Source organism: Pontibacter roseus DSM 17521 (assembly GCF_000373265.1).
GTDB lineage: Bacteria > Bacteroidota > Bacteroidia > Cytophagales > Hymenobacteraceae > Pontibacter > Pontibacter roseus.
In genome coordinates this window covers 912,371-925,452 of sequence record NZ_KB890762.1, presented here as the reverse complement: position 1 = coordinate 925,452, position 13,082 = coordinate 912,371, and the positions used below count along the sequence as shown (strand labels likewise).

The following is a 13,082-nucleotide window of genomic DNA, read 5'->3' as shown; positions in this document are numbered from 1 at the left end:
TTTTCTATATATCTCGTCTTCAGTTTACGGGAAGATTCCCAGCGCCTCGTAGCTCACCCCAATCTTCTCGATGGCCGAAAGGAAAGCGGCCGTCCGCATATCTTCTATATTCTTTTTAATCATCACACCCCGTATCTCATGGTAGGCGTTTATCATGGTGTCCTCCAGGCCGGAGCGGACCAGGCTAATCTCGTCCGCACCTTGAATGAGCAGGCTTCGTTCCGTTGCCGTCAGGCTCTTGCCAGAGGAACTCTCGATGGCGTTCACCAGTCGGCGGTGGCTGGCTTCTTCCGCGCGCTTGCCCATGCGCCCGAAACGCACGTTGGATAGGTTCTTGAGCCATTCAAAGTAGGATACCGTTACGCCACCTGCGTTGATATACAGGTCAGGTATGATGATAATGCCATTCTGGAGCATGACTTTCTCAGCGTCACGGGTTACCGGGCCGTTGGCACCTTCGGCCACAATCTTCGCTTTGATGCGTCCGGCGTTGTCGGCATGAATTTGGTTCTCGAGTGCGGCCGGTATTAGGATGTCGCATTCTTCCTCCAGCAGCGCGGCAGAGTTCTCGAAGTTTTTCGCGTTGCCGAAGTTCAGGATGGAGCCCGTCTCGGTGCGGTGTTTGAAGGCCTCAGCCACATCAATGCCGTTGGAGTTGTAGATACCGCCTTCCCGCTCTGCTATACCTATGATGATGGCCCCGTCCTGCTGACAGAAGTGCGCAGCGTTGTAGCCAACATTCCCCAGACCCTGCACAATAATGCGCTTGCCTTCCATGGTATTGCCGTTGATGCCGGTGCTTTTCAGCATGTCAGTATCGGCCAGCGCCTCCCGGATGCCATAATAGACGCCCAGACCGGTAGCCTCGGCGCGCCCCCTAATGCCACCCTGCCCAACCGGTTTTCCGGTCACACAGCCCAGGCCATTGGTCTCGCCATACTTGAGTGCCTGATAAGTATCGGCAATCCAGGCCATTTCACGGCTACCTGTGCCATAGTCAGGAGCCGGTACATCCATACCTGGGCCAATGAGGTTCTTCTTGATGAGCTCAGCGGCATAGCGACGGGTCACTTTCTCCAGCGTCTTGACGGAGCTGGTGCGTGGGTTAATCTTCACACCTCCCTTGGCGCCTCCGAAAGGAACGTCCACCACGGCGCATTTGAACGTCATCAGCGTGGCCAGTGCTTTCACCTCGTCCTCGTCTACCTGCATGCTGAAACGGATACCACCTTTTGACGGGAGTTTGTGGTGACTATGCTGTACACGTATTCCCTCAAATACTTCGATTTTCCCATCAATCTCAACAGGAAACGATACTTTGTAAACACTGTTGCAGGTCTTTATCTGCGCGAGTATACCTGGGTCAAGTCTCGAAAAGCTGGCAGCGTGGTCGAAGAACTGATGCACGCTGTCCAGGAATTTCTTGCCTTCATTTTGGGTGTTTGCCATACAAGTATAGAATTTTGGTGAATGCACTAAATGACTTTAGAACGGCTGGCAGCCTGTTTTGTTCTATAGGAGGTGCCGTGCTAACGCTACAGCTGTTTACAGATAGAACCTATGCCACAGTCTACCACCTGCTAGCGAGTTAATTAGCTGCTGGTTATTCTATATTTCCATATTTAGTTTTATTATTTCTTGTAATATTGAAGTGTTAATCGCATCTTTGCCTATACCCTGACTGCAGTTGCTGCCATGGTATAGAACTAAGCCAATCTAACTAAACAAAGCCTTTACAAGGCGTTTACTCATATTTGTATGTTCACAGACAATCTAAAAGGCACTACTGCCTTCAGTAAACATTTCACTGTAAGCGATTTGGAGAGGAAGGTGCTGCAGGAGAACCTGACGCTGAGTTATAACCAGGAGGAGGAGACCTTGTATATAAAGTGGAGCGGTAAAGTGACTTCGGTGGAGCTTAGGCAAGGCTATGCGCACATCATGTACATGGTGCATGTGTACAAACCCCAGAAATGGGTGATGGACCTGCAGCAACGGGTAACTATTGAGAAGGAGGACCAGCAATGGGTTTTCAAATACATTTTCCCGGAGGTGCTGCGCGCTGTGCAGAAGAATGTCTTCATCGCCATCATCATGCCAGTGTTTGCCTACAACAGCTTGGTACACGAAATTGACGGGGATGAGATGATGGATGGAGAGAACTTTTTAATCCTGAACCACTTCCTATACCGGGAGGAGAGCCGCCGTTGGCTACATGAAATGTCAACTACTGATATGAAAGTGGCTAGTATGTAGAGGTATAGGCCACTATCAAAATGAAGCGGGGGTATGGCTGTACAGCCATACCCCCGCTTCGTTAAGGAAGATTAATGAACTGAAATCAGCTCTACATCAAATATCAACGTTGTGTTCGGTCCTATCACGTCGCCGGCTCCTTGTGAGCCATAGGCTAGGTTAGACGGGATGAAAAGCCTCCACTTAGCGCCTTCTTTCATCAGTTGCAAGGCTTCTGTCCAGCCTGCAATCACGCCATTCACCGGGAAGGTGGCAGGCTGTCCCCGCTCATAGCTGGAGTCGAATACGGTGCCGTCAATGAGTGTGCCGTGGTAGTGGGTGGTTACCTTGTCGGAAGCAGCTGGCGACTTGCCGGTGCCTTCCTGCAGCACCTGGTATTGGAGCCCGCTCGGCAATGTCTTCACACCTTCTTTGCCCTTGTTCTCAGCCAGGAACGCTTCCCCTTTTTTCTGGTTCTCAGAGCCTTTAGCGCCTTGATTCTGCGTCATCTCCTGCTGAAGCTGCATCATGGCCTGCTGCACTTCCTGCTCCGATAGAGAGGAGGGCTGTCCTGCCAGCACTTCTTTCAAACCTTTCATGAATGGCTCGGCCTGGATTTCAATTCCCTGTTTTTTCAGGTTGGCTGCCATATCGCGGCCAATAATGTAGCTTATCTTTTCCTGTAATGTCATGTAGGTAGTTTAATGATGGATACAAAGTATAAAAGTACGGCTTCAGGCGGGATTAACCTAAACAGCCCCTCCTGTAAAACAGAAAAGCAGACCGGAGGCCTGCTTTTCCGCTATCAAAACAACGTTCACAAGTCTAGAGATATAGATGAATATCTTCTTCGTGGAGGTCAATGTCGAGCGCGCCTGGCGTCAGCCATCCTTTCATGAGGTAACCGAATGTGGTGCCAATAAGCAGCAGCGAGGATATAGTCGTAATGCGCATCATGGTGTTTTTGCCTGAAGAGTTAAACCTACTTCCTAAACGCTATATAGCAATGAAGGTTGTCATCGTTTTTAGGATAAATTTAAGACCTAGGCCCTTTGAAAGACTCTCTGCCAAAATTGGAAGAATGTAGGTATAGAGACCTGTATGGCCCGCATTTTGCGGAAGTAATTATTTCAATGCGGAAGGTGGTGTATTGTCAGTTTCTTTCCTATACCTTTGCAGTGTCAAAAAGATATGAGGCCTTTTAGAAGTATCAGCGCTCTGTTATGGGCAGCCCCCCTTTCTGGATTGGTGGCGGCTTCTCATCACGTGTCCTTACGTGATGAGCTGAACGGCTATTGCCTGCATTTTTTCACCTCCCCCAAAGCCTTCAACTAGTACTCCGGGGTTGCCTGCAGCGTTCATCACTTGACCAAGGCAGACAATTCCGGAAACGCCTGAAGAGTAAAAATCCTTAACATTTTCCTTATTGAATTATGGCAAGTCATGTCAGTGTGAGGCAAACCATGGGGTATGCCTTTCTAGCAGCTTATCTTATCACATTGTTTCTATCGGTGTTTGAGCGGCAGTACCTGTGGCTGCTGGTCGCTATTGTGCCGCTGCACCTGGTATACCTGCGCAATATACGGCAGGGCAAACACACCATTCTGCGCAACTATCCGCTAGTGGGTTACCTGCGCTACTTCTTCGAGAGCATCCGCCCGGAGCTGCGCCAGTATTTCTTTGAGTCTGATTTGGATGGCAAGCCATTCAGCCGCCGCCAGCGTTCTGTGGTTTACCAGCGCGCTAAGAACGTGCGCCAGACGGTGCCATTCGGTATGCAGGCCAATAGCCAGGAGGTGGGCTTTGAATGGATAGCCCATACCATGTTCCCAGCGCATGTGCGGGAGCAGGACCTGCGCGTGACAGTGGGGAGCAGCCGCTGCCGCCAGCCCTACAGCGCCAGCATCTACAACATTTCCGCTATGAGCTACGGCTCGCTGAGCAAAACCGCTGTGACCGCCCTGAGCGCCGGCGCCAAACTGGGCGGCTTCGCGCACAACACCGGCGAGGGTGGCGTGAGTCCTTTCCATATAGAAGGAGGCGGGGATTTGATATGGCAGGTAGGTACCGGCTACTTTGGCTGCCGCGACAAGGACGGCAACTTCTCGGAGCAGCTGTTCCGGGAGCAGGTGGCGCACCCCAACATCAAGATGGTGGAGATAAAGCTATCGCAGGGTGCCAAGCCGGGCCATGGAGGTATATTGCCAGCTGCCAAAAATACACCTGAAATCGCGGCTATCCGTAAAGTGGTACCGTATACTACTGTGGCTTCTCCGCCCGCGCACTCGGCTTTCCAGGACCAGTTCACGATGCTGCTTTATATTGAAAAATTGCGGGTGCTGTCTGAAGGAAAGCCTATCGGTATCAAGCTGTGTATTGGTAACAAGCAGGAGTTTGAACGCCTGTGCCAGGAGATGATGCACAACCAAATCTACCCGGACTTCATCACCATAGATGGAGCTGAGGGTGGCACCGGCGCTGCGCCATTGGAGTTCACAGACAGCCTAGGTATGCCGCTCTACGATGCCCTTGCCTTTGTGCAGAACATGCTGCAGAAGTACGGGTTGCGTGATGAGATAAAACTCATTGCGGCAGGCAAGATAATAACGGGTGTCGATATCATCAAGGCGGTTTCATTGGGAGCCGATATTTGCTACAGCGCCCGGGGGATGATGTTCGCGCTGGGTTGCATCCAGGCGCTGCAGTGCGACTCCGGTCGTTGCCCGGTAGGTATAGCCACGCAGGACAAGCACCTGTACAGCGGACTGGATGTGGCGGAGAAGCGGGTGCGGGTGGCCAATTTCCATGGCAACACCATCAAGTCGACCATTGAGGTGATGGAGGCCTGCGGCTTTGCCGGATTGGAACAGATTACGCCGGATAAAATTTTCAGACGTGTGGAGCAGGGCAGGAGCGTGAGCTTTCAGGAGCTTTACTTCCCGTCGAACGCTTTGCCCAGCCAAATCAGTCGGAACTATGTGCTCAATTAATATGGAAAATGTGATTTATTTAACGGAACTGGACTACAAGCGCCTGGTGGACCTGATACAACTGCAGCGGCAGGGAGCAGGAGCTCCTGCCAACATCGGTAAACTCGGCGAGGAGCTGAAGCGCGCCAAGCGTGTAGCCTCAGAAGAAATTCCGGCCGATGTGGTGACTATGAATTCCCGTGTGCTGCTGCGCGACCTGCAGAGTGGCAAAGAAATGGAGATTACATTGGTATACCCGAAAGAGGCGGATGTGAACGCCCGCAAGATATCTATTTTCGCCCCTGTGGGCACCGCCATACTTGGTTGCCGGGAAGGCGACGAGGTGGAGTGGCCGGTACCATCCGGAACCATTCACTACAAGATTGAGAAGGTAACATTCCAGCCGGAATCCGCAGGCAATTACAACCTATAGCAGTTCCATGTGCTGTGGCCAGGTATCGTCAAAACCTGGCTACCGCATGATGACGTAAAAAGAGCGGCCCGCTATACTATCAGGTGTAGCGGGCCGCTCTTTTTGTGTCAGGCATAGTCACTGACATCCTCATCCCATAGGTCGAAGTCTATGTCTTCCTCTTCGATGCGGGTACTCAGGTATAGGTAGGTGGCCGCTCCCAACAGCAGGAGGGTAGTTCCCAATAAAATGACAGGCAGTGTTGTGAGTTGGTCTTTTTCCATAGTCGTGGGGTTACATGGTTGAGTATACGGCTCGGTATAGTTTAGGTGTTAGAAGCCATTGGTTATCAAGAGGTATAAAGACAAAGGCCGAACTCTCGCCCGGCCTTTGTCACTTCTTAAATGTCTGGTTAATCGTGCTATTGTGGTAGCGGTTACATGTTTCGGCGGTATTGGCCGCCTACTTCAAACAAGGCATTCGTGATTTGCCCCAGTGAACAGAACTTCACCGTCTCCATCATCTCCTCGAAGATGTTGCCGTTGTTGATGGCCACCTGCTGTATCCGCTTCAGCATCTCAGTTGAAATATCTGCATTGCGCTGGTGCAGCGACTGCAGCATGGTTATCTGGTACTGCTTCTCTTCCTCCGTAGCGCGAATCACCTCCTGTGGAATGACAGTAGGGGAGCCGGTGGAGGAGAGGAAGGTGTTTACGCCGATTATCGGATACTCGCCGGTATGCTTCAGCGTCTCATAATATAGGCTTTCCTCCTGTATCTTGCCGCGCTGGTACATGGTTTCCATGGCACCCAGCACACCGCCACGCTCTGTGATGCGGTCAAACTCCAGCAATACGGCCTCTTCCACCAAATCCGTTAGCTCTTCGATGATGAAGGAGCCTTGCAGCGGGTTCTCGTTTTTGGCAAGACCTAACTCCCGGTTGATAATAAGCTGAATCGCCATGGCACGACGAACAGAAGCCTCCGTCGGAGTAGTAATCGCTTCATCGTAGGCGTTGGTATGCAGCGAGTTGCAGTTGTCGTAAATGGCATACAGTGCCTGCAGCGTGGTACGGATGTCGTTGAAATCAATCTCCTGCGCGTGCAGCGAACGGCCGGACGTCTGGATGTGGTATTTCAACATCTGCGAACGGGCATCGGCGCCATACTTGTGCTTCATCGCCTTTGCCCAAATCCTTCTGGCCACACGACCAATCACCGCATATTCGGGGTCGATGCCGTTGGAGAAGAAGAAGCTCAGGTTAGGGGCGAACTTGTTGATGTCCATGCCGCGGCTCACATAATACTCTACAAAGGTGAAGCCATTAGCCAGCGTGAAGGCCAGCTGAGAAATCGGGTTGGCGCCCGCCTCTGCAATGTGGTAACCGGAAATAGATACCGAGTAAAAGTTGCGCACGTTCTTGTCGATAAAGTACGCCTGCACGTCACCCATCAAACGCAGCGAGAACTCCGTGGAGAAGATGCAGGTGTTCTGCGCCTGGTCTTCTTTCAGGATGTCGGCCTGCACCGTACCGCGTACTGCTGCCAGTGTGCGGGTCTTGATAGGCTCGTATACCTCTGCCGGCAGTACCTGTTCGCCGGTCACGCCCAACAGCATCAGGCCCAGACCATCGTTGCCTTTGGGCAGTTCGCCCTGATAGCGTGGACGCTCCACGCCTTTCTTTTGGTAGATGTTCTCAATCTTCTGATTGATTTCCTCTTCCAGGCCGTTTTCTTTGATGTACAGCTCACACTGCTGGTCAATGGCGGCGTTCATGAAGAAGCCGGTCAGGATAGCAGCCGGGCCGTTGATGGTCATGGAAACCGAAGTCATCGGGTCGGCCAGGTTGAAGCCGGAATAAAGTTTTTTGGCATCATCGAGGCAGCAGATGCTCACGCCAGAATTACCGATTTTACCATAGATGTCTGGTCTGTAATCCGGGTCTTCGCCGTACAACGTCACGGAGTCAAAAGCGGTAGACAAGCGCTTGGCTGGCATTCCTAAACTCACGTAGTGGAAGCGACGGTTCGTTCGCTCCGGTCCGCCTTCGCCCGCGAACATACGGGTAGGGTCTTCGCCTTCGCGCTTGAATGGGAACACACCGGCTGTATAAGGGAACTCACCCGGCACGTTCTCCTGCAGGTTCCACTTCAGCAAGTCACCCCAGGCCTCGTAGCGTGGCGTAGATACTTTCGGTATTTGCAGGTGCGACAGCGACTCGGTGTGGGTCTTTATCTTCAGTTCTTTATCGCGTACCTTGAAGATATAGAACTCATTTTTGTAGGCCTGTACTTTCTCTTTCCAGTTCTCCAGGATTTTCTTATTCTGGCCGTCCAGGCTCAGCTCCACTTCGGCATACGCCTGCTCCAGCTGCTTTACCAAACGCTCTTTGTCCTCTAGGACTATACCTTGCACTGCTTCAATAGACTTGCGGATACCGTACAGTTTCTGGGCTACCTCGGCCTGGTCTTTCGTCCATTTATCGTAGTTGCGGATGGTCTCCGAAATCTCGGACAGGTAACGGGTACGGGCAGGAGGGATGATGAACACCTTCTCCGACATTTCCTTGGAAGTCTGTAAGTTGGAGGCAAATGCTATACCTGTCTTCTCCGAGATTTTCGCCATCACAGCACGGTATAGCTGGTTCATGCCCGGGTCGTTGAATTGAGAGGCGATGGTCCCGAATACCGGAATCTCGTCATCGTTTACTTCCCACAACTGGTGGTTGCGCTTGTACTGCTTCTTTACATCACGCAGGGCGTCGAGTGCACCGCGCTTGTCAAACTTGTTCAGGGCGATGACATCAGCAAAGTCCAGCATATCGATTTTCTCGAGTTGGGTGGCGGCCCCATACTCCGGCGTCATCACATACAGGCTCATATCCGAGTGCTCGATAATCTCCGTGTCGGACTGGCCTATACCGGATGTCTCGAGGATAATCAGGTCAAAGTCGGCTGCCTTCACGATGTCCACAGCATCTTGCACATATTTGCTCAGAGCCAGGTTGCTTTGGCGGGTAGCCAGCGAGCGCATGTACACCCGCTCGTTGGAAATGGAGTTCATACGGATTCTGTCACCCAGCAAGGCTCCACCTGTCTTGCGCTTAGAAGGGTCCACGGAGATGATGGCGATTTTCTTTTCCGGGAAGTCCATCAGGAAGCGGCGCACCAGTTCATCCACCAGCGACGACTTGCCGGCGCCGCCAGTACCGGTTATACCTAGCACCGGGGTTTTCACTTCTTTCGCCTGCTCCTTCACCTGGTTCAGGATGCTGCGGGCCTCCTCCGGGAAGTTCTCGGCAGCAGATATCAGGCGGGCAATGGACTTTGGGTCTTTGTCGCGCAGGTGGTTTACTTCTCCATTCAGGTCTTTGCCCGTTGGGAAGTCGCACTTCTGCAGCATGTCGTTAATCATACCTTGCAGGCCCATGGCGCGTCCGTCGTCAGGGGAGTAGATACGGGCGATGCCATACCCATGCAGTTCCTCAATTTCAGAAGGCAGAATCACACCGCCGCCGCCACCGAACAGGCGGATGTGGCCACAGCCGCGCTCGTGGAGCAGGTCGTGCATGTACTTGAAATACTCGATATGGCCACCCTGGTAAGAGGTGATGGCGATAGCCTGCGCATCTTCCTGTATGGCGCAGTCCACAATCTCCTGCACCGAACGGTTGTGACCGAGGTGTATCACCTCCGCGCCGGAGGCCTGAATGATGCGGCGCATGATGTTGATGGCCGCGTCGTGGCCGTCAAACAATGAGGCTGCTGTCACGATACGGATATGGTTGACAGGCTTGTATGGTTCTACTGTAGTAAGTTGCATAGGTTACTAACAAGGATTTTTCAAATTTGATGCGAATATAGTCAATTTTAAGACAGAATTGGAAGGATAGGAGGATGTAGCAGTTAGGTATAGCCTGACTGTTACTATGCGAAAAACTTACCCGCGTGGTTAACACTTTGCCTCTGCCCAAGGTGTCTCAGGTATGGGTTTGTTCATACAAGCAAGAAGAAGTATGGTTTTTTAGATAGCATTTGGTATATTTAGACATTCATACCTCATACGAAGCATTTACTAAGCTTACATGATTTTGCAGCCACGGTTGTGAATCTGTCTATACTTTCTATGCCTGACGAAAAATTATCTGTTACCAGCGGGGAGAGACTGCGCGAACTAGAGCAGCAACTCGCGGATTTAAGCGAGAAATGCGCATTTCTGGAAAGGGTGGTGCACGAAGTGCCAGCCAATATTTACATCTCTAACCTGAAGGAGGGTGTGATTTGGTGTAACAGGACGAACGAGGAATCATTGGGCTATACCTTGGAGGAGATTCGGAAGATGGGCGGTATGGAGTACCTGTATAACATTGTGCACCCTGAGGACCAGGCTATACCTGATGAAAGCATCGACCACTACCAGCAGTTTGACGGGGCAGAATTTGGAGGAGTCTTCCGGGCCAAGCACCGGGAGCAGCAGGAGTACAAATGGTTCATGGGCTGGGCCAAGGCTTTCGGGAAGAGCTCGGAGGGAAAAGTGGAGGAACTGCTATGCGTGGACGTGGACATGAGCCCGCGCATGAACACAGAGGAACAGCTCATACAGGCGCTCCGCGAAAACCTGAAGCTGAAGAACAGGCTCCTGATTAAGGGGCTCCGCAAGCGGGAACTGGAAGTGCTGAGCCTAGTATGCCAGGGTCTGAGCACCAAAGCCATTGCTGACAAACTTTACATCAGCACCAACACCGTAAGCACGCACCGCAAAAATATACAACAAAAGCTAGGCACGGCCAACGTAGCCGATTTGGTGTCATTGGCCAAAGAAGCCGGCTTGGGGTAGAGTAACTTCAGCCCAATCAATCTATAAAAACATTCGTGCCCCTGGCTGAGCCCTATGGCGACCAGGAGCACGATTGCTTAAGAGGGATTTTGGCGTATTATTTTTTCATGGTGCTTTTCCATGGAGTCCATGACCTTCTCCGGTGCCACGTTCTTCTCCAGTTCGTCTATTTCCGGGTCATCTGACTCCGAAATTTCCATTTTCTGGGCAATCGCCCGTACCATTTTAATCAGGTGTGTCACTTCATGCTCCGTCAGCAGGCTTATCTGCAGGTCCAGTTCCGCGCGCTTATCGGCCTGTGCCGACATCCGGTTCTGGCTGATTAGTACGAAGGTTGACAAGAAGATAGCCTCCACAGAGGCCTCCATGGCCAGGATGACCAGAGAAGGGTCAAAAGGCTTCAAGCCCAGAGCTCCGGTGTTCCAGAGAATCCAGACCCCGAAAAAGACAATGTGGATGTACACAAAGGTCATGGACCCCACAAAGCCGGTGATGGCGTCTGCTATCCGGTTCTCGGCGGTTCTTCGCCTGTCTTCCTGCTTTTTCCGCTCCAACAGGGCTTTTATATTGCGTTCCACCACCTGCGTCATGCTTCCTGCATGGTCAGGGGCAGTCTGTATGCTTGGTTTGTCTGCCATAAAATGTAAGCTATTGTGAAGTCTTATACGGGAAAAGGCACGTGGAGCAGCCAGGATGTAGACATTGAACAGGTATGGAAGAGCAGGAATAGGGCCCAATCTGATAAATCTTGAGTGCGGAAAGCAGCAACAAACCCACTTTCTTCTTAACTTTGTTTTTCGTATAGATATTTATGAAGAACATTCGCAATTTCTGCATCATCGCCCACATCGACCATGGTAAAAGTACCTTGGCAGACCGTCTGCTGGAGTTCACCTCCACGGTGGCGGAGCGCGAGATGCAAAACCAGCTGCTCGATAACATGGACCTGGAGCGGGAGCGCGGCATCACCATCAAGAGTCACGCCATCCAGATGAATTACCATTACAAGGGCGAGGATTACGTCCTGAACTTGATTGATACCCCGGGCCACGTCGACTTTTCCTATGAGGTTTCCCGTTCCATTGCCGCCTGCGAAGGCGCGTTGCTCATTGTGGATTCTTCTCAAGGTATAGAGGCGCAGACTATTTCCAACCTATACCTGGCCATCGGCTCCGACTTGGAGATTATACCGGTACTGAACAAGATTGACCTGCCGCACGCCATGCCGGAGGAGGTATCGGACCAGATTATCGACCTGATTGGCTGCGACAAAGAGGACATCATCCATGCTTCCGGTAAGGCGGGCATCGGTATAGAAGCCATTCTGAGCGCCATCTGCGAGCGCATACCTGCGCCCAAAGGCGACCCTGCCGCTCCGCTTCAGGCCCTTATCTTTGACTCAGTTTTCAACTCCTACCGCGGTATTGAGGTATATTTCCGCATTTACAACGGCACCTTGAGGAAAGGGGAGAAGGTGAAGTTTATCAACACCGGCAAAACCTATGAGGCAGACGAGATTGGGGTGCTGAAGCTCAACCAGGAGCCGCGCCAGGAGATGTCTGCCGGTAACGTGGGCTACCTCATATCCGGTATCAAGAATGCCAAAGAAGTAAAGGTAGGGGACACCATCACCCATGTGGACCGACCGGCACAAGGTATACAGGGCTTTGAGGATGTGAAGCCAATGGTGTTCGCCGGAATTTACCCGGTTGAAACCAGCGAGTACGAGGAACTGCGCAGCTCCATGGAGAAGTTGCAGCTCAACGACGCCTCACTGGTATGGGAGCCGGAGACATCTGCTGCCCTCGGTTTCGGTTTCCGTTGCGGCTTCCTGGGTATGCTGCACATGGAAATCGTGCAGGAGCGCCTGGAGCGCGAGTTTGATATGACCGTGATTACCACGGTGCCCTCGGTGCAGTTCCATGTGCACACCACCAAAGGCGCCTTGCTTAAGGTAAGTGCCCCTTCCGAGATGCCGGAGCCAAACTATATCGACCACATTGAGGAACCGTTCATCAAAGCGCAGATTATTTCCAAGTCTGAGTTCGTAGGGCCGATAATCACGTTGTGTATGGACAAGCGTGGTGTGCTCAAGAACCAGACATACCTGACCAGCGACAGGGTAGAGCTTTCGTTCGAGATGCCGCTGGCGGAAATTGTATTCGACTTTTTCGATAAGCTGAAGACCATTTCACGCGGTTACGCCTCCCTTGACTATGAACTGATTGGCTTCCGCCAGTCGAACATGGTGAAGCTGGACGTAATGTTGAACGGGGAACCTGTTGATGCCCTGTCGGCCATCGTGCACCGCGACAAGGCCTACGACTGGGGAAAACGCCTTTGTGAGAAGCTGCGCGAGTTGCTCCCACGCCAGATGTTCGAAATAGCCATTCAGGCGGCCATCGGTCAGAAAATCATCGCCCGCGAGACAGTGAAGGCCCTGCGCAAGAATGTGTTGGCCAAGTGCTACGGCGGTGACATCTCGCGTAAGCGCAAGCTCCTCGAGAAACAGAAGAAAGGCAAGAAACGCATGCGCCAGGTAGGCAACGTGGAGATTCCGCAGGAAGCCTTCTTAGCCGTGCTCAAACTCGACTAACAGTATCAAGCCCCGACGTGCCCCAGCACGCCG

The 13,082-nt window shown here is 52.1% G+C and carries 10 protein-coding genes; 5 read left to right on the top strand and 5 right to left on the bottom strand.

Going from position 1 to position 13,082, the window contains the following annotated elements; translation table 11 throughout:
• Positions 1–24 precede the first annotated feature (24 nt).
• Positions 25–1,449: a Glu/Leu/Phe/Val family dehydrogenase gene (locus B051_RS0110645; protein WP_018478188.1), complete on the bottom strand. Its 1,425-nt coding sequence runs from the start codon at positions 1,447–1,449 to the stop codon at positions 25–27.
• A 309-nt stretch (positions 1,450–1,758) separates the two neighbouring features.
• Between B051_RS0110645 and B051_RS0110640 the strand changes: the two genes are divergently transcribed.
• Positions 1,759–2,256, top strand: a complete 498-nt coding sequence (locus tag B051_RS0110640; RefSeq protein WP_018478187.1) for a hypothetical protein — start codon at positions 1,759–1,761, stop codon at positions 2,254–2,256.
• A gap of 71 nt (positions 2,257–2,327) precedes the next feature.
• Here B051_RS0110640 and B051_RS0110635 read toward each other — a convergent pair whose 3' ends face one another.
• Positions 2,328–2,927 carry an FKBP-type peptidyl-prolyl cis-trans isomerase gene (locus tag B051_RS0110635; protein WP_018478186.1) on the bottom strand — a complete coding sequence of 200 codons (600 nt, stop codon included), beginning with the start codon at positions 2,925–2,927 and terminating at the stop codon, positions 2,328–2,330.
• A gap of 741 nt (positions 2,928–3,668) precedes the next feature.
• Between B051_RS0110635 and B051_RS0110625 the strand changes: the two genes are divergently transcribed.
• On the top strand, positions 3,669–5,225 hold the full coding sequence (locus B051_RS0110625; protein WP_033316776.1) for an FMN-binding glutamate synthase family protein: 1,557 nt from the start codon (positions 3,669–3,671) through the stop codon (positions 5,223–5,225).
• Position 5,226: 1 nt separating this feature from the next.
• Positions 5,227–5,637: a nucleoside diphosphate kinase regulator gene (gene rnk / locus B051_RS0110620; RefSeq protein WP_018478183.1), complete on the top strand. Its 411-nt coding sequence runs from the start codon at positions 5,227–5,229 to the stop codon at positions 5,635–5,637.
• Between the two features lie 107 nt (positions 5,638–5,744).
• Here rnk and B051_RS22440 read toward each other — a convergent pair whose 3' ends face one another.
• A complete protein-coding gene (locus tag B051_RS22440; RefSeq protein ID WP_018478182.1) occupies positions 5,745–5,900 on the bottom strand; it encodes a hypothetical protein in 156 nt (51 codons plus the stop codon).
• A 152-nt stretch (positions 5,901–6,052) separates the two neighbouring features.
• Positions 6,053–9,439, bottom strand: a complete 3,387-nt coding sequence (locus B051_RS0110610; protein WP_018478181.1) for a methylmalonyl-CoA mutase family protein — start codon at positions 9,437–9,439, stop codon at positions 6,053–6,055.
• Between the two features lie 303 nt (positions 9,440–9,742).
• On the opposite strand from B051_RS0110610, the gene B051_RS0110605 reads away from it, so the two are divergent.
• Entirely contained in the window at positions 9,743–10,453 is a 711-nt protein-coding gene (locus tag B051_RS0110605; RefSeq protein WP_018478180.1) for a LuxR C-terminal-related transcriptional regulator, read from the top strand.
• 77 nt (positions 10,454–10,530) lie between these two features.
• Here the strand turns inward: B051_RS0110605 and B051_RS0110600 are convergent, their stop codons facing one another.
• The gene (locus B051_RS0110600) at positions 10,531–11,091 is read right to left on the bottom strand and encodes a DUF1003 domain-containing protein (RefSeq protein WP_018478179.1); all 561 of its coding nucleotides are present in this window, start codon (positions 11,089–11,091) and stop codon (positions 10,531–10,533) included.
• A gap of 173 nt (positions 11,092–11,264) precedes the next feature.
• Between B051_RS0110600 and lepA the strand changes: the two genes are divergently transcribed.
• Positions 11,265–13,049 (top strand): translation elongation factor 4, encoded by a 1,785-nt coding sequence (lepA, locus tag B051_RS0110595; protein WP_018478178.1) that lies wholly within the window; start codon positions 11,265–11,267, stop codon positions 13,047–13,049.
• Positions 13,050–13,082 lie beyond the last annotated feature (33 nt).

What these genes read in the sequence shown, in the direction of transcription:
- B051_RS0110645 (WP_018478188.1), bottom strand. Translation starts at nt 1,449, where the DNA reads ATGGCAAACACCCAAAATGAAGGCAAGAAATTCCTGGACAGCGTGCAT.
- B051_RS22440 (WP_018478182.1), bottom strand. Translation starts at nt 5,900, where the DNA reads ATGGAAAAAGACCAACTCACAACACTGCCTGTCATTTTATTGGGAACT.
- lepA (WP_018478178.1), top strand. Translation starts at nt 11,265, where the DNA reads ATGAAGAACATTCGCAATTTCTGCATCATCGCCCACATCGACCATGGT.
- B051_RS0110600 (WP_018478179.1), bottom strand. Translation starts at nt 11,091, where the DNA reads ATGGCAGACAAACCAAGCATACAGACTGCCCCTGACCATGCAGGAAGC.
- rnk (WP_018478183.1), top strand. Translation starts at nt 5,227, where the DNA reads ATGGAAAATGTGATTTATTTAACGGAACTGGACTACAAGCGCCTGGTG.
- B051_RS0110605 (WP_018478180.1), top strand. Translation starts at nt 9,743, where the DNA reads ATGCCTGACGAAAAATTATCTGTTACCAGCGGGGAGAGACTGCGCGAA.
- B051_RS0110625 (WP_033316776.1), top strand. Translation starts at nt 3,669, where the DNA reads ATGGCAAGTCATGTCAGTGTGAGGCAAACCATGGGGTATGCCTTTCTA.
- B051_RS0110640 (WP_018478187.1), top strand. Translation starts at nt 1,759, where the DNA reads ATGTTCACAGACAATCTAAAAGGCACTACTGCCTTCAGTAAACATTTC.
- B051_RS0110635 (WP_018478186.1), bottom strand. Translation starts at nt 2,927, where the DNA reads ATGACATTACAGGAAAAGATAAGCTACATTATTGGCCGCGATATGGCA.
- B051_RS0110610 (WP_018478181.1), bottom strand. Translation starts at nt 9,439, where the DNA reads ATGCAACTTACTACAGTAGAACCATACAAGCCTGTCAACCATATCCGT.